The organism is Halobacillus rhizosphaerae (genome assembly GCF_046719735.1).
GTDB lineage: Bacteria > Bacillota > Bacilli > Bacillales > Halobacillaceae > Halobacillus_B > Halobacillus_B rhizosphaerae.
This window is the reverse complement of sequence record NZ_JAUTWQ010000026.1, coordinates 24709-40790: the sequence shown is the minus strand read 5'-3', so window position 1 is coordinate 40790 and position 16082 is coordinate 24709. Positions and strand designations below refer to the sequence as shown.

17 protein-coding genes are annotated in these 16082 nt (G+C 43.0%); 12 read left to right on the top strand and 5 right to left on the bottom strand.

Features of this window, described 5'->3' with window-relative positions; all coding sequences use genetic code 11:
• The first annotated feature begins 545 nt into the window (after window positions 1-545).
• The 10 genes from rpmH to Q7A53_RS19625 all read left to right on the top strand — a co-directional run bounded on the left by rpmH (window position 546) and on the right by Q7A53_RS19625 (window position 9755).
• Entirely contained in the window at window positions 546-680 is a 135-nt protein-coding gene (gene rpmH, locus Q7A53_RS19670) for a 50S ribosomal protein L34 (protein ID WP_411790915.1), read from the top strand.
• A 91-nt stretch (window positions 681-771) separates the two neighbouring features.
• Window positions 772-1119 carry a ribonuclease P protein component gene (gene rnpA, locus Q7A53_RS19665; protein WP_411790914.1) on the top strand — a complete coding sequence of 116 codons (348 nt, stop codon included), beginning with the start codon at window positions 772-774 and terminating at the stop codon, window positions 1117-1119.
• Window positions 1120-1214: 95 nt separating this feature from the next.
• Complete coding sequence (gene spoIIIJ / locus Q7A53_RS19660) at window positions 1215-1976, top strand: YidC family membrane integrase SpoIIIJ (RefSeq protein ID WP_411790913.1); 762 nt, start codon at window positions 1215-1217, stop codon at window positions 1974-1976.
• Window positions 1973-2587: an RNA-binding cell elongation regulator Jag/EloR gene (gene jag / locus Q7A53_RS19655; RefSeq protein ID WP_411790912.1), complete on the top strand. Its 615-nt coding sequence runs from the start codon at window positions 1973-1975 to the stop codon at window positions 2585-2587. The genes spoIIIJ and jag overlap by 4 nt, the downstream gene beginning before the upstream one ends.
• A gap of 963 nt (window positions 2588-3550) precedes the next feature.
• Window positions 3551-4927 (top strand): tRNA uridine-5-carboxymethylaminomethyl(34) synthesis GTPase MnmE, encoded by a 1377-nt coding sequence (mnmE, locus tag Q7A53_RS19650; protein WP_411790911.1) that lies wholly within the window; start codon window positions 3551-3553, stop codon window positions 4925-4927.
• 25 nt (window positions 4928-4952) lie between these two features.
• The gene (gene mnmG / locus Q7A53_RS19645; RefSeq protein ID WP_411790910.1) at window positions 4953-6842 is read left to right on the top strand and encodes a tRNA uridine-5-carboxymethylaminomethyl(34) synthesis enzyme MnmG; all 1890 of its coding nucleotides are present in this window, start codon (window positions 4953-4955) and stop codon (window positions 6840-6842) included.
• Window positions 6843-6857: 15 nt separating this feature from the next.
• The gene (rsmG, locus tag Q7A53_RS19640; protein WP_411790909.1) at window positions 6858-7574 is read left to right on the top strand and encodes a 16S rRNA (guanine(527)-N(7))-methyltransferase RsmG; all 717 of its coding nucleotides are present in this window, start codon (window positions 6858-6860) and stop codon (window positions 7572-7574) included.
• Window positions 7575-7768: 194 nt separating this feature from the next.
• A complete protein-coding gene (locus Q7A53_RS19635) occupies window positions 7769-8383 on the top strand; it encodes a hydrolase (protein ID WP_411790908.1) in 615 nt (204 codons plus the stop codon).
• On the top strand, window positions 8380-8868 hold the full coding sequence (locus tag Q7A53_RS19630; protein WP_411790907.1) for a metallophosphoesterase family protein: 489 nt from the start codon (window positions 8380-8382) through the stop codon (window positions 8866-8868). The genes Q7A53_RS19635 and Q7A53_RS19630 overlap by 4 nt, the downstream gene beginning before the upstream one ends.
• Before the next feature lie 125 nt (window positions 8869-8993).
• On the top strand, window positions 8994-9755 hold the full coding sequence (locus Q7A53_RS19625) for an SDR family oxidoreductase (RefSeq protein WP_411790906.1): 762 nt from the start codon (window positions 8994-8996) through the stop codon (window positions 9753-9755).
• A 63-nt stretch (window positions 9756-9818) separates the two neighbouring features.
• Here the strand turns inward: Q7A53_RS19625 and nei are convergent, their stop codons facing one another.
• Window positions 9819-10685, bottom strand: coding sequence for an endonuclease VIII (gene nei, locus Q7A53_RS19620; protein ID WP_411790905.1), 867 nt, complete (start codon window positions 10683-10685; stop codon window positions 9819-9821).
• Window positions 10686-11140: 455 nt separating this feature from the next.
• Here nei and Q7A53_RS19615 point away from each other — a divergent pair, with 455 nt between their 5' ends.
• Entirely contained in the window at window positions 11141-12010 is an 870-nt protein-coding gene (locus Q7A53_RS19615) for a DMT family transporter (protein ID WP_411790904.1), read from the top strand.
• Window positions 12011-12103: 93 nt separating this feature from the next.
• Here the strand turns inward: Q7A53_RS19615 and Q7A53_RS19610 are convergent, their stop codons facing one another.
• Together Q7A53_RS19610 and Q7A53_RS19605 are read right to left on the bottom strand one after the other, a co-directional pair.
• On the bottom strand, window positions 12104-12973 hold the full coding sequence (locus Q7A53_RS19610) for an SDR family oxidoreductase (protein WP_411790903.1): 870 nt from the start codon (window positions 12971-12973) through the stop codon (window positions 12104-12106).
• A 224-nt stretch (window positions 12974-13197) separates the two neighbouring features.
• Window positions 13198-14079: a GNAT family N-acetyltransferase gene (locus tag Q7A53_RS19605; protein ID WP_411790902.1), complete on the bottom strand. Its 882-nt coding sequence runs from the start codon at window positions 14077-14079 to the stop codon at window positions 13198-13200.
• A gap of 175 nt (window positions 14080-14254) precedes the next feature.
• Between Q7A53_RS19605 and Q7A53_RS19600 the strand changes: the two genes are divergently transcribed.
• Window positions 14255-14734 carry a GNAT family N-acetyltransferase gene (locus Q7A53_RS19600; protein WP_411790901.1) on the top strand — a complete coding sequence of 160 codons (480 nt, stop codon included), beginning with the start codon at window positions 14255-14257 and terminating at the stop codon, window positions 14732-14734.
• A 58-nt stretch (window positions 14735-14792) separates the two neighbouring features.
• Here Q7A53_RS19600 and splB read toward each other — a convergent pair whose 3' ends face one another.
• Entirely contained in the window at window positions 14793-15821 is a 1029-nt protein-coding gene (gene splB / locus Q7A53_RS19595; RefSeq protein ID WP_411790900.1) for a spore photoproduct lyase, read from the bottom strand.
• A complete protein-coding gene (locus Q7A53_RS19590; protein ID WP_411790899.1) occupies window positions 15815-16075 on the bottom strand; it encodes a transcriptional regulator SplA domain-containing protein in 261 nt (86 codons plus the stop codon). Before Q7A53_RS19590 ends, splB begins: the two co-directional genes overlap by 7 nt.
• Window positions 16076-16082 lie beyond the last annotated feature (7 nt).

The following is a 16082-nucleotide window of genomic DNA, read 5'->3' as shown; positions in this document are numbered from 1 at the left end:
GATAGAAAAGATTTGATTTCATAGGATTATAGAATGTTATTTTCATTATCCACACCCTTGTGTATAAACGCATAAACAAGCGTGTTAATAACTGTCCACACGTTATCCACAATCTGTGTATAAGATTTTTTGGCAGCAGAAGTAATTCTCGGTTAAGCACAAATATAATACCAGATAAAAGCTAGCGTTGCAATGGTTCTGGCTAACTTATCCACAATCCCAACAGCTTGTAGACAGATTCTGTCCACAACACTATATTTTGTGATTAGCTTGTCGATATTTGGTGTGGATAGTCGTTTCCGGTCGAAAAAATTATACACAGGGCCTGTGAATGTTCGCTGAATCACTCTTCCTTTTATAACGTGTAGGCTGATTATTTTCAAGTTGTTATGTAACAGTTTCTGTTATATAACTGTTTGCAGATTGAAGAAAAATCAGCTAGAATCATTAAAGTACCCGTTGACAGTTTTGGCGGTCTTGATTATAATTATCGGGACTGCCTTTTAGATGTTAGTTTTGGAATTAATGCAGGAGGTGTATATATAATGAAACGTACATTTCAACCAAATACTCGTAAGCGTAAGAAAGTACATGGTTTCCGTACGCGTATGAGCACTAAGAACGGACGTAAAGTCCTTGCTCGTCGTCGCCAAAAAGGAAGAAAAGTTTTATCAGCATAGGCCACTGAACACTATCAGTGGTCTTTTTTTCTAATTAAAGAGAAAGAAGCAGAGGAGATCTGCTGGTCTATTTACGGAGGGGCGCAATTCCATGAAGAAAGCTTACCGAATTAAAAAAAATAAAGAATTCCAACAAGTATTTCAGCATGGTCAGTCTTTCGCGAATCGGCAGCTCGTCCTCTATTACTTAAGGAAGAAGGACCAGGCTCATTTTCGAATAGGATTATCGGTCAGTAAAAAGATTGGTCCGGCCGTGGTTCGTAATCAAGTGAAACGATATTTGAGACAGGCTTTTCATGAACTGGAAGAAGAAATTAAATTTCCATGTGATTTTGTTATTATTGCAAGAAAACCGACGAATCAAATGGAATTTCATGAAATAAAGAAGAGTTTAACTCATGTCCTTTCACGGTCTAAGCTGCTAATGAAAAGATCATGAACTTAATCCATATATTATATAGAATTATAAAGTGAAATAATGCTACACTGTTGGATAGAAATAGCTAGATGTGAATCGATAAGGAGGAAGGGATTTTGCGTAACAAGATTTTAGCGCTGCTTGTGTTTACAGGCGTGCTTACGTTCTTATCCGGGTGTTCCCAGGTTAATCAGGATATTACCGCGGATAGTACGGGTTTCTGGAGTGAATATATTGTATATCCATTATCACAAACCCTTATGTTTTTCGCTGACTTACTAGGAAATAGCTATGGTTTAGCTATTATCGTCGTTACTATTATTATTCGTGTGATTCTGCTGCCATTAAATATCAAGCAGCTGAGAAGTTCAAAAGCTATGCAGGATATTCAGCCGCAGCTGAAAGAATTGAAAGCAAAATACAGTTCTAAAGATGCTCAAACCCAGCAGAAACTGCAAAAAGAAACGATGGAGCTTTTCCAATCCAATGGGGTTAACCCATTAGCTGGCTGTTTACCAATCGTTGTGCAAATGCCAGTTCTTATAGGTTTCTATCATGCGATTATGAGGACCCATGAGATTCAGGCGCACAGTTTTCTATGGCTTCAGCTTGGAGAGTCCGATCCTTTCTTAGCCATTCTGACCGCAGGAACCACCTTCCTGCAGCAGAAATTGATGCTTGCCGGCGGAGCGGCGGGCCAAAACCCGCAAATGCAGATGATGCTTTACATTATGCCGCTGATGATCGGTACTTTTGCTTTCTTTTTCCCATCAGCGCTGGCATTATACTGGATCGTTGGTAACTGTGTCATGATCGCGCAAACGATCTTTATTCGTAAGCCAATGATGAAAGATGCGACAGGAGGAACTGAAAAGTGAAGCAGATGACTGCTACTGGAACTACTGTTGAAGAAGCGGTCCAATCAGCACTAGAGCAATTACAAACATCAAGGGACCAAGTAAATGTGGATGTCATTGATGAGGGTAAAAAAGGGTTTTTAGGATTTGGTTCAAAACCGGCTATTGTTAAAGTCTCCATTCTGAAAGATCCTGTGCAGGATGCCGAATTATTCATCGCAGAAGTAGCAGAAAAAATGGGGGCTCCTGTTGAAACGAAAACAGAAGTTCATAACCGTGATATTTCTATTGATTTAGCAGGAGAGAAAATTGCTTTACTTATAGGGAAACGCGGCCAAACCTTAAATTCACTGCAATATCTTGTTCAGCTCGTCGTAAATCGGGAATCGGATCAGTTTTACACCGTTCTTCTCGATGCGGAGGGTTATCGGGACAGGCGTAAAGAAACGCTGGAAACTTTGGCTGAACGTTTAGCGGAGAAGGCTGTTCGGACAGGCAAAGCGGTGAAGCTTGAACCGATGCCGTCCTACGAAAGAAAAATTATTCATACGGCATTGCAAGATCATCATAAAGTAAAAACGGACTCAAATGGCAATGATCCTAAGCGTCATGTTGTGATTGAGCCGAGATAATGGTTTACGATTTATACTTCTGTCAAAGTGATTTGGCAGGAGTATTTTTTGTTGATTCGAGAAGGGTTATTTTCTTTTAACAAGGTTTAAGAGGTCGAATAACTCGCTATTCCTGGCTCTAATGAGGCATCATTCTCGGTACCGTGCCGAACGGGCGAAAAGGGTCCAGGAAAATCGACTCGCTTTCCGCGGGGCAGGACGGGAAGCCTCCTCGTTTTTTCAAAACTGCGGGGTCTCCCCTGTCTGCACGTCCCGCAGGAGTCTCGCCGTTTTCCTTCCCCCTTCTCAAATTGTGGGGTTCGGAACCACCTAGAAGAGCATTGCTTTTTCAACTCTATTATGGAAAACAGAGTTCTAATGAATTATCTCTATCACCTTTAAAAACAAATAAGAGAAGAATGTGGAGCCTCCATTGCAACAAAGAACTTTCCCGCGCCATTCAGGCAGCGGGAAGATTTTTTCACCGATTGGGTTATTGACGGAACTTGCTGGAAGGATAAAATAAACGACAACTTCTGATAATGAAATGAGAGAGAAGCATTAAATGATCTTCGTATAGCCGTTCATTTTTAAAAATTACAAGGCGGCAGGTAAACAGTGAGACTCCCGCGGGAGAAGGAGCTAGGCGAGACCCCACAGGGATTGATAACGACCGAGGAGGCTTGCCAGTTCCCCCGCAGGAAAGCGAGTTGTTTCCTCGCCGCCCTAACTCTTTTTTGGCTGCGGCCTTAAATGACATCGATTCTTGGCAAATAAGTTTGCTTTTACTTATAGATTTCATTTAAAGAAGGAATAAGTAGTTATACACATGTGGATAATGTTTTCTAAGATAAACTTTAAAAATATCTGTTGATATCTTTTCAAAACACCCGGATGTGTGGTAATCTATTAAGTTAGTGACTACTGAAATTTATTACTGTGGATAAATATAAATATAAACGATGAAAGAAGGAGGTGGCGTGTGTGGAAACTGATACAATAACGGCCATTTCAACGCCAATGGGAGAAGGAGCCATTGCGATCGTTCGATTAAGTGGACCAGAAGCGGTTGCCATTTCAGACCGTTTATTTCGCGGGAAAGATTTAAACCTTGTTGATTCGCACACTATGCATTATGGAAAAATAATTGATCCCGACACTGGGGAAATGGCGGAGGAAGTGATGGTTTCCATCATGCGGGCTCCTAAGACTTTTACCAGAGAAGATATTGTAGAAATCAACTGCCACGGCGGACTGGTTTCTGTGAATCGTGTCCTGGAGATCGTGCTCGAAACCGGTGCTCGCTTAGCGGAACCAGGTGAATTTACGAAGCGTGCTTTCTTAAACGGCAGAATTGATTTATCACAGGCAGAAGCAGTGATGGATTTAATCCGGGCCAAGACGGACCGGGCGATGAATGTCGCCTTAAAGCAAATGGACGGTCGTCTGTCTCATCTGATTCAGGATTTACGACAAAAGCTGCTTGAGACGCTCGCACACGTGGAAGTAAACATTGACTATCCTGAATACGACGATGTGGAAGAAATGTCCCACGAGATGATGAAAGAGAAAACGGATGAAGTTCATCGTGAGGTTACGAAGCTGTTAGAAACCGCTCGTCAGGGGAAAATTTTAAGAGAAGGATTAGCAACCGCGATTATCGGCCGGCCGAACGTGGGGAAATCTTCGCTTATGAACGCTCTTGTTCATGAGAATAAAGCAATTGTTACAGAAATCCCTGGAACAACTCGGGATGTCATTGAGGAATACGTCAATGTCCGCGGCGTTCCGCTCCGGTTAGTGGACACAGCGGGAATTCGTGAAACGGAAGATATCGTGGAGCGGATCGGTGTCGAACGCTCCAGACAAGTATTGAAAGAAGCAGACCTCATCCTGCTTGTGTTAAACTATGGAGATGAGCTGACAGAAGAAGATGAAAAACTTTTTGAAGCGATTGATGACATGAATGTGATTGTCATTGTTAATAAAACGGATTTAGAACAGCGACTTGATATAGATAGGGTCAAAGCATTAACGGCTGAACATCCAGTGATTACCACAGCCTTGATCCGTGAAGAAGGAATTGACCAGTTAGAACATGCGATTGCCGATACGTTCTTTGAAGGTGAGCTTGACGCAGGCGATATGACGTATGTGTCCAACGTACGCCATGTCCAGCTTCTCAAGCAGGCGAAAGAAGCTCTTGAGGATGCTCAGAACGGGATGGAAATGGGTGTTCCCTTGGATGTTGTCCAAATTGATGTCACAAGAACGTGGGAAATTCTTGGGGAAATCATAGGAGAAGCCGTCCACGAAAGTCTCATTGATCAGCTGTTCTCGCAATTTTGCTTAGGGAAATAATATCAGCGAAGGAGAGACAAACCAAATGACTTATGATGCAGGGCATTATGATGTAATTGTAATTGGTGCCGGTCATGCGGGGGTTGAAGCAGCATTGGCCTCTGCCAGAAGGGGCGCAAAGACGCTCATGCTTACACTCAACCTTGATATGGTTGCGTTTATGCCGTGTAACCCGTCCATCGGCGGACCGGCAAAAGGAATTGTTGTACGGGAAATTGACGCTTTAGGCGGAGCTATGGGGAAAGTTATCGATAAAACCCATATTCAAATGCGTCTGCTTAATACGAGAAAAGGACCGGCGGTAAGAGCGCTGCGTGCGCAGGCCGACAAACCTCTTTATATTAAAGAAATGAAACGTGTATTAGAGAATCAGGAAAACCTTACGCTTCGTCAGGGTATGGTTGAACGACTGATGGTAGAGGATAACCAAATCAAAGGAGTGGTTACGGAAACGAAGGCAGCTTATTATGCGCCTACTGTTATTGTGACGACAGGGACCTTTATGCGCGGAAAAGTCATTATCGGCGACCTCGCTTATGAGAGTGGTCCTAATAACCAGCGGACTTCCGTCTCCTTATCCGAACACCTGGAAGAGCTAGGGATTGATATGGTTCGGTTTAAGACAGGCACGCCAATGCGCGTGAACAGCCATACCATCGACTATTCCAAAACCGAAATTCAGCCTGGAGAAGAGGAACCACGCTCTTTTTCTTATGAAACAACTGAATTTATTACAGACCAGGTTCCTTGCTGGTTAACGTATACGAATGAGGAAACTCACCGCATTATTAATGAAAATCTCGGGCTTTCTGCAATGTATTCTGGCATGATTAAAGGGACTGGACCGCGTTATTGTCCGTCTATCGAAGACAAAATCGTTCGTTTCCATGATAAACCGCGCCACCAAATCTTTTTGGAGCCAGAAGGAAGAGATACAGAAGAGGTGTATGTGCAAGGATTATCCACTTCGCTTCCTGAATTTGTCCAAAATGAAATGATGAAAACCGTGCCGGGGCTGGAAAATGCGGAAATCATGCGCGCAGGCTATGCGATCGAATATGATTCCGTGGTGCCAACGCAGCTATGGCCGACGCTAGAAACGAAGCAAATCAGCGGTCTGTTCACGGCCGGACAAATTAATGGCACATCCGGGTACGAAGAAGCGGCAGGACAGGGACTTATGGCAGGAATTAACGCTGCAGCCAAAGCTCTCGATCTAGAAACTTTAATTCTGGACAGGTCTCAAGGGTATATTGGCGTTATGATTGATGATCTCGTGACTAAAGGAACCGGTGAACCGTATCGTCTGCTGACGTCTCGCGCGGAGTTTCGGTTATTACTACGTCATGATAATGCAGATTTACGCTTGCTCGAAATCGGTCATGAGCTAGGACTCGTTCCCACCGAACGCTACGAACGCTTCCTGGAAAAGAAACAACATATTGAAGTAGAGAAGAATCGTTTAGAAAATCTTATTATTAAAAATACCGATGATGTTCAGGAAATTGTAGAGGAAGCTGGCGGCTCTCATCTTAAAGATGCGGTGCGAGCTACCGATCTTCTTAAACGTCCAGAAATGAACTATCACCATATTGAACGAATTTCACCAAGTGATGTACCGCTCACAGAAGATATTAAAGAGCAGGTCGAAATTCAGGTGAAATACTATGGCTATATTAAAAAAGCACTAGAGCAAATTGATCGGATGAAGAAAATGGATTCCAAATCGATCCCTGAGAATATCGACTATGATGACATTAACGGACTCGCTACAGAGGCAAGAGACCGGCTGAAAGAAGTTCGTCCGCTTTCTGTCGGACAGGCTTCCCGCGTCTCTGGTGTGAACCCTGCGGATGTTTCCATTTTACTTGTCTATATTGAACAAGGAAAAATCGCCCGAGTTTCCGGGGAATAAAGAAAGGATGGACTCATGGATACAAACACCTTTCTACAAGCTTTAAAAGAACAAGGTATTGAACTAAGTGAGAAGCAGCAGCACCAGTTTCAGCAATACTTCAACATTCTAGTAGAATGGAATGAAAAGATGAATCTCACAGCAATTACGGATCTGGAAGGGGTATATTTGAAACACTTTTATGATTCGTTAACCGCTGCCTTTTACTATGACTTTTCCAAGCCGCTGCGGATCTGTGATGTCGGGGCGGGCGCCGGCTTTCCTAGTCTGCCTTTGAAAATCGTATTTCCGCAACTGAAGGTCACGATTGTTGATTCGTTAAAAAAGCGGATCACTTTTCTGAACCACTTAGCCCACGAGCTTGAACTCGATGAGGTTGCTTTCTATCACGATCGTGCGGAGAATTTCGGAAAAAATGCCAAGTTTCGCGAAAGCTATGATTTAGTCATGGCAAGAGCAGTTGCCCGCATGTCCGTTTTAAGTGAACTTTGCTTACCCTTAACCGTAAAAGGAGGGCATTTCATGGCCATGAAAGGTCCTCATCTACAGGATGAAATGGAAGAGGCAAATCTAGCACTTCAGACGGTTGGAGGCGAGGTTGAGGATATTCACACGTTTGAACTGCCTGAAGAAGGCGGCGAGCGTAATATTGCCTTGGTAGAAAAGCGCAGAAAAACTCCTAAGAAATACCCGCGTAAAGCGGGAACACCGAATAAAGCGCCGATTCAATAATACAAACGAACAGGAAGTCATTAGAAACCCGAACCAAAGAAATCAATGGTTCGGGTTTTCTGCGTGTTAAGGGGAGCAAAAAGCCGGACTAAGTCTCTGTTAAAGGATATAATTTCCTATTTATCTTAATTATGATAATTTAGAAGAAGGTTAATCATATATCAATCGTGAGGTGAAAGGTTATCGGTTCCAGAGTGATGCATTTAATTGCTGCCTATCAAATTGCCAAGGCCTATTCGATCGATCGGAAAACCGAAATGCTTGCAGGAGCTTTAGCCCCGGACGCTGTTTCTTCTAAAGACACGACTCATTATTACATAGGCAACCATGAGGATTATTCAAGAACGATGGATTTACAGCGTTTTGTTACGGATCATAAAGAGGAGCTCAGTTCGCCTTTTTGGTTAGGCTATTATTCACATTTAATTGCTGACCAAATATGGCTGCAGGGTTTCTACTTTGCCTGGTTGAGAAATCGTATGAAAAATGATCCGCAATTTTATACCGTTTACCATGAAGATTTTCGTTTGCTGAATGGGAAATTACTGAAGCATTTTGGATTAAAGGAAGAGCTTGAGGCAAGCTTGAAAGCCTTCTGTTCCTTTCCAGAAATAAGTGAGATGAACAAAGCGGACTTTAGTAGCTTTCTCGACTCTGCCCTAGAGGATTTACACTACAGTCAGGAGGATCTTAACGCGCCTCTTCAGGTATTTACGATGCCGCAAATCATTGGGTATATCTGTACGAGTGTGGATAAAAGTCTCGTGTTGATGAATCGCTTGTCAGGATTAGAAGGAGGACGCTTATGAAGATCGTCGTATTAGCAGACACCCATTTCCCGAAAAAAGGCAGCAATCTTCCTTCACGACTATTAGAAGAGCTGCCTGGCGCAGACTTAATCATTCATGCAGGGGATTGGCAGACACCTGCGCTTTATGAGGAATTAGCCGGTTACGCACCTGTAAAAGGAGTGTATGGAAACGTCGATGGAGATGACATCAAGGCACTGGTCCCTTTTCAGCAAATTCTTGAAATAGAAGGAAAGCGCATCGGTCTGGTTCACGGCCATGGAGAAAAGAAAACCACGGAGAAACGTGTGGTCGAAGCCTTTTCAGAAGATCAAGTCGATCTGATTATTTTCGGTCACTCTCACCTGCCGCTCTTGCGTTATGTCAAAAAGGTGATGATTTTCAACCCTGGATCTGTCACAGATAAGCGGAAACTCCCCTATTATTCTTTCGGTATTTTACATGTCAATGAAGAAATTGAAGCTCGCCATATATTCTTTACTTAAGGTAAGTGAAAAAAATTTTTATCGCTTATCACTATACAAGAAAGGAATTTTAGTGTTAAAGTCGAAGTAGTTAAGAGAACGCTTTCTTATTAGTGTTTTAAATATGAGAGAAAAAGGGGATTTTTATGAGTCAGAATCTATTTAATTTGGATGGAAAAGTAGCAGCTATTACAGGAGCCACGAGAGGGATTGGGCGCTCTGTCGCCTTGGCTTTGGCAGAAGCCGGAGCAGATATCGCTCTTCTTCAAAGGAATCCAGATCAATTAGATGTGAAGAATGAAATCGAAGAGCTTGGCCGCACGTGTCACATCATTCCTTGTGATCTCAACCAATTAGAACAGGTGAAGGAAGCGGTTCCGTCCGTTGTTTCCTCGTTCGGAAAGATTGATATTCTAGTCAACTGTGCCGGTATCCAGCGTCGTTCGCCTTCGGTTGATTTTCCGGAAGAAGACTGGGACGACGTAATTAATGTGAACTTAAAAACCGTTTGGCTTCTTTGTCAGCAAGCGGGTCGCTATATGGTTCCTCAAAAAAGCGGAAAAATCATTAACTTTGCTTCTCTCTTATCCTACCAGGGCGGCATCACGGTGCCTGCTTATGCAGCGTCCAAAGGCGGTGTATCTCAATTAACGAAAGCCCTGTCCAATGAATGGGCGCAGCACCATGTGAATGTGAATGCGATTGTGCCAGGATATGTGGCAACAGATATGAATACGGCACTGATTAATGATGAGAATCGTAATCAGCAGATTCTTGACCGCATTCCTGCCGGAGATTGGGGAAAACCTGAAGACTTTAAAGGAACGGCCGTGTTCCTTGCTTCAGATGCTTCTAACTATGTTCACGGTCATCAATTAGCTGTTGATGGCGGCTGGTTAGGTAGATAATTAGAAAAAAATAAAGAGTCGGCGACAAAATAGTAGACACCTGAAAAACCCGAACCCTGTCATTTACATGGGTTCGGGTTTTTTGCTGTGGAACCTATTTTTGTCCCGGCTGCTTTTTTGACAGGTTGGACAATAGTAGCACCGTCTTGAACCTGCGCGGAATTTGATAATTTCTGTACCGTCGATCCGACAAGGCAGCCCTTCGCGATTAAATACCCAATGACGATATTCATTCCGTTTGGCTCCCTGCGCTTTTAGCTCCCGGGCTAACTGAAGATCGTTGGTAATTCCTTTATTTCGGTAGGATCGCCACGTCAATTCCATGCACGCTTTAGCAGCATCGTGTAATTGCTCTCTACTGCAGTCTGCCGGTCGCAGATCTGGGTGTATCTGAGCGGCAAATAGAATTTCACTTCTTAAATAGTTGCCGATTCCGGCAATGAAGGATTGATCCAGCAGAAGTATGCTCCATTTTCGATTGGTGAATGCCCTGCTTGTAAAGCGCTCCACGAGTTTCTGCTCAGAGATGGGTTCATTGAGAAGGTCTGGACCTGTTTTTGAAATAAACGGATGTTCAGGTACTTCTTCGTTTTTTAATACTTCAATATCAGAGGCACTGTAAAGCAGAGCCGACTTCTCTTCATTGTGAATCGCAAGCCGAAGCTGCCGGTTCGTTTTAGGATAGTTATAGGCATTTCTGACATACCATTTTCCGTATAGCTGATTGTGAGAATAAAGCGTATAGCCATTATCGAATCGAATCAGCATGGCTTTCCCCTTCGTTTCGACTTTCTTAATAGATGATCCTTTAAAGAAGGGTTCATAATCCTTCAGATAAGGAAAGGCAAAAGAGATCTCCAAAACTGGCCGATGGAGCAAGGCGTTTTCCAGTTCATCTGCCGCTCTTCGTATTTCGGGACCTTCCGGCATACCCATTCCTCCTCTCTTCACTCTGCTGATTTCAGTCTAACGTAAAGATGGGAAGAATGGGAGAGGAATACTTCGTACAATTATTCTAAGAAATCAATTTCTATACTTTTTATGATTATTCTCCTTAAAATAAATGACTATCTTTACCAGTTTATAGCTTTTTAACTCTATGATTACCAAATGCTTAGCTAAACACCTTTCATCCCTGTGTAATTAGACTCACCTAACATATATTATCTCGGTATAATATATTGAAATATCTTTTTCTGTAAAAATGATAGTTTAAATATGGAAGTTATAAGGAATTAACGGTAATACCTTTTTTTAAACAACGTAGGTTTGATTAGGGGCAAATGGAAAATTATCAGGCTGTTAAATTTACGTGATTATGGTCAGGTTAGGTCTTTAATTGCGTATAAAATTTCGCAGTATCATTTATGTTTAGGAGGGAGATCATGAGATTTGCAGGAATAGGTTTAGTTATGCTGGCCGCTATATGCTGGGGGGTAAGCGGAGGCATTGCCGATATTTTAATGAGTAAGGGCTGGGACCCTATTGTAATTTCCCTATACCGTGGTGCGGTTGGCTTTTTTTGTTTTCTCGTATGGTTTCTCTTTCGTTTTAAACAAAACTGGAGTTTCTCTCCTCGGTTATACAAATGGTCTTTACTTGCCGGGGTGGGTGTTGCAGGAAATTTCACTTTTTATTTTCTCAGTATTCAATCTGCCAGTATTGCGGTGGCCGCTACTTTAATGTATTCCGCCCCTGTATTCGTTCTTCTATTCTCTTTTTTATTACGAATAGAGCGGTCAACTTGGTTTAAATGGGGATGTATCGCTGGTGTGCTTATAGGAATTATCCTGCTTACAGGTGCCTACAATATGGATTCTATTACGGTGAGTTTTCTAGGAGCTGCTTCAGGACTTGCTGCCGGACTCTCCTATGCCTTGTTTATATTCGGGTTTAAAAATGCATCTGAGATCGGAAAGCCACAGACAACTTTAACCATCGCCTTTTTTGCATTTTGTATCATCCTTCTTGTTTTTGCGGATAAGGGTCAAACGGCAGCTGCGTTGACTTCCAGCGATGCAGGATGGTTTATTCTCTTAGGGATCTTAGGTGCTGGGATTTCGTTTATTCTGTATTTCATTGGTATCCGCCGGACGGCTCCTACGACGGCTTCGATGGTTGCGATGGTAGAGCCCGTAACAGCTTCATTATTCGGTGTTCTGGTTATCGGAGACTCTATGACAATGATTCAACTACTTGGTATGGTACTCATCCTGGTTACCGTTACTGTACTGAGTGTAAAGCAGTCCGACTAAGTAAATTTTACTTCATTCAATAAATCGTTCGTTAACGGCATAAAAAAAACGCCTTCGCAATGAAGGCGTTTTTTACTGGTTTTACAAAAATAATTAACTTGAAGTGTATAGACCGCCATTAATGTGAATGAATTGTCCCGTAATATAACTGGAGTCATCTGAGGCAAGCAGTACGTAGCTTCCTGCATGTTCCACAGGCTGACCAGGACGTCCCATTGGAGTGTTGGTTCCAAATTCTTTGACTTTATCTTCTGGGAAAGTAGAAGGAATCAGCGGTGTCCAGATCGGACCTGGTGCTACTCCATTTACACGAATGCCTTTACTCACCAGTTGTTTAGCCATGGATCTCGTAAAGGCAACGACAGCTCCTTTTGTGGCTGTATAATCCACCAGTTCCGGATTTCCGGTATAAGGATTAATGGAGGCAGTATTGATGATCGCACTTCCCTCTTTCAAATGAGGGATTGCTGCTTTCGTTAAGTGGAACATGGAAAAAATATTCGTCCGAAACGTTTGCTCCAGCTGTTCGGTAGAAATGTTGAGTAAATCATCCGTTGGGTGCTGCTCGGCCGCATTGTTCACTAAAATGTCCAGTTTGCCCAGTTCATTGACTGTTCGTTCTACGGCCTGCTTACAGACCGTTTCATCCCCGACATCTCCTGGAATTAAAATGGCACGGCGTCCTTCGGCTTCAATTTTCGCTTTCGTGTATTCGGCATCCTCGTGTTCCTCTAAATAGGAGATCGCCACGTCAGCTCCTTCTTTTGCATAACTGATTGCTACTGAACGTCCAATGCCGCTGTCACCGCCGGTAATGAGGGCAACTTTTCCTTGTAGTTTATTTCCGCTTTTATAGTCTTCATCCGCTTGGAGCGGCTTAGGGTTCATCTCTTGTTCTTGACCGGGCTGTCTGGATTGTTCCTGTCCTGGCTGGCCTTGGGTTTGTCGATTCATACGATCCATTTGATGAATCCTCCTTTTTTAATTGGTACTTTTTACAAGATGTTATGATTGATTCCACGTATGGACGAATTCAAACTCATTTTTCTAAAAAAGAGGATGAATTACCCTCCTGGTTGGGAAAAGAGCCTAAGCTCTATGACTATGCTGTGAGGGGGTTATCTTTAAATGAAAAAGCAGAGAATCAGGTATCGATTCTCTGCTTTGCAGTCATTTTATTCTTTTGATTAGAATTCTGCCGTAATAGGCAGCATAAACGGTTTCAAGGGCTTTAGAAATTTCCCCCTCACCATAAGGTCACTGCCCCGGTGAAAAACTTCCGGTTCGAACGGATGGTTGAGCCGATCAGGAGTAAAGAATACGTGGACTTCCTGAAAAGGCACAGGGATCAGATCACAAATTTGCGCTAAGTCCGGCATATGCGCCCCGGCACAATCATAAATTTCCAGGCAATCTTCTATTACATGGAAAAGTATCAGAATGTCTAAGTCACTCGAATAATATAAATGCGAGGCTAATTCGGAATTCATCAAGTTTAAATAAAAGGCCGAACGGTAAGTGAGCGCTGTCATTTGGTGGGAGCTTGGCTCGTTTTCTTTAAGTAAACGATACACAAGCTTCGCATCCTCATCCTTAGCTAAGTCCAGCTTTTTGAGCGGGAGCGGTTGGGCAGGTTTGTGGAGATAACGGGTTTTAAAATAGTGCTGAGTCACGGTTTGAAAACCATAGGGAGTGTAGAGCTCTGGATTGGATGTGTAGAGAAAACTGCGTTCATATCGCTCATCGATATGCTCCAGCAATAGCTTGAACAGCGACTTCATGAGCCCTTGATCTCTGTACTCAGGATGTGTCATAAACGATTGTATGCCCGCACTTTGATATATTTTTCCTTCCATAATCAGTGGCATATCGAAACACGATACGTTCGATATGGCGAGATTGTCGACGAGGTAAGTAAAAGGCTGATAGGTGTGATCCCAGAATCCCTGGTCATAGAATCGGCGGAATTCTGCGGCGGGGATACCGAACACTTCTTCAAATAACGGATAAAGACGTTCGCGCTGAACATCAACATGGGAATAACCCGTATCAAATGTAAGTACCTTCATCTGAACCCTCCTAAAATAAACAATGCGAATGTTCTGACATCTTTTGATTTAATTAAATTATACTATTTTTCTCAGGGAAAAAATAGAGGAAATAAACAGCGAAAAATGTAAGGATTTAGTGGTAAAATAGAGGATAAATATGGAATTTATTGTCGAATGACAAGGGGGAAGAAAGTTGATTAAGTTAGAGAACGTAAAAAAAGAAGAGGAAGGCCTCCTCCACAATCTCATGCAGTTTTATATTTACGAGTTTAGTCGGTATAAACCGTCGATTACTTTAGAGCCTGAAGGAACCTATCTTCCGTTTGATTTGAACAAATATTGGAACGATCCCGCTTTCCAAGCCTTCTTTATTACGTATGAGACAGAGCTTGCTGGATTTGCTCTTGTGGAAAACGAACCAGCGGTGAAGACGATTCAGGAATTTTTTATTATGGCTAAATACAGCGGCCGCGGATTTGGAAAAGAAGCCGCTGCCATGCTGTTTAACTTGTATCCTGGCCATTGGACTCTTTCCCAAATTGAAGCGAATTATCCTGCCCAGGCGTTCTGGAGAAAGCTAATTCACCGGCTTACGAATGGAAAGATGGTGGAGCGGTATGATGAAGATAGGAATTCGATTCAGGAGTTTCACACCGATTCTTTTGTAAAATAAGCGGAAAACCCGAACTCAAATTCGAAATGAGTTCGGGTTTTTCGTTTTGTCCCATGGTTTAGGTGAAATATTCGAGGCGGGCTTCAGGAAAGTATGTTTCAATATACTCCCCCAGCGTACGCTGAATATCCTGCTGTTCATCTTTAGGGTACACATACTTGCCAATTCCATAGCGTCCCCATTTGTACATTCTTCTTTCCTCATCCATCTCAAGCTTTGTCATAGGATAGTTTTTCTGAATGACACGCTTCGCCGGCTTCGTAAAACGGTGTTGAATCAGTTCAAAGGTAAGATCCTTTTTTGCATAAGCGGGAAGCTTTTCGTGAAGCTGTTCAAAGAGCTCCTTGTACCCTTCTCTCCACTCGTCGTATAAGTAAATCGGAGCGATAATAAATCCCAGCGGATAGCCTGAAGCAGCCACTTTTACAGCGGCCTCAATACGCTCTTTTAATCTCGATGTACCGGGTTCGAGAAATTTAATGACATAATCGGCGTTCATGCTGAATCGAAATCGAGTCCGGCCGTTATGCTCAGCGTCTAACAAATGGTCAACGTGAGCAAACTTAGTCACAAATCGCAATTTTCCATGCTCGGATTTCCCGAAATATTCAATCGCATGCTTCAGGGAATGAGTAAGGTGGTCGATTCCCACTATATCGGATGTGCAAGAAGCTTCAAACCGGGTTTCTTCTGGGGAACGCTCCTGCATATACTGCTCGGCAGCATCAAAGATTTCGTCGAGGTTAACGTACGTACGAATGTACGGTTTGCTCCCCATCGTCGTCTGCAGGTAGCAGTAATGGCAGTGCCCCATGCATCCGGTAGCAAAGGGAATCGCATATTCGGCCGATGGCTTTGACGTATCGAATTTCAACGTTTTTCGAACGCCTACCACAAGAGTTGATTTGGCCACTCGATATTTTTGAAAATCATTTTCTCCCGGCAGGTTTCGCACTTGGTTGTGAGAGGTGGTTTCGCGAATCTCGATCCCCATATTCTCGAACTTTTCTTTTAATTCTCTCCCCAATGGATACTCTAAAGCACGGGGTTCAATATAAACGAGTTGAGGTACGAAAGGTTTTACCACTGCGGTCCCTCCATATCAAAGCTGCCGAAGACTTCTTCATAAGCACGCATCGCTTCCCCTTGAGAGGCATAAACAGCGATTTCAGAATCCAGAGGGAAATACGTGTCATATAAGAATAAGGCCAATTCTCCGGGCTCTTCTGGATCTTTGACCACTGCCGCCTGCTGAACGTTGGCTACGTCAAATGTATGAGGGTTGCGATAGATGACGTACACCACATCCCCTGCTCGATAGACAGGATTATACATATCCATTAAACCA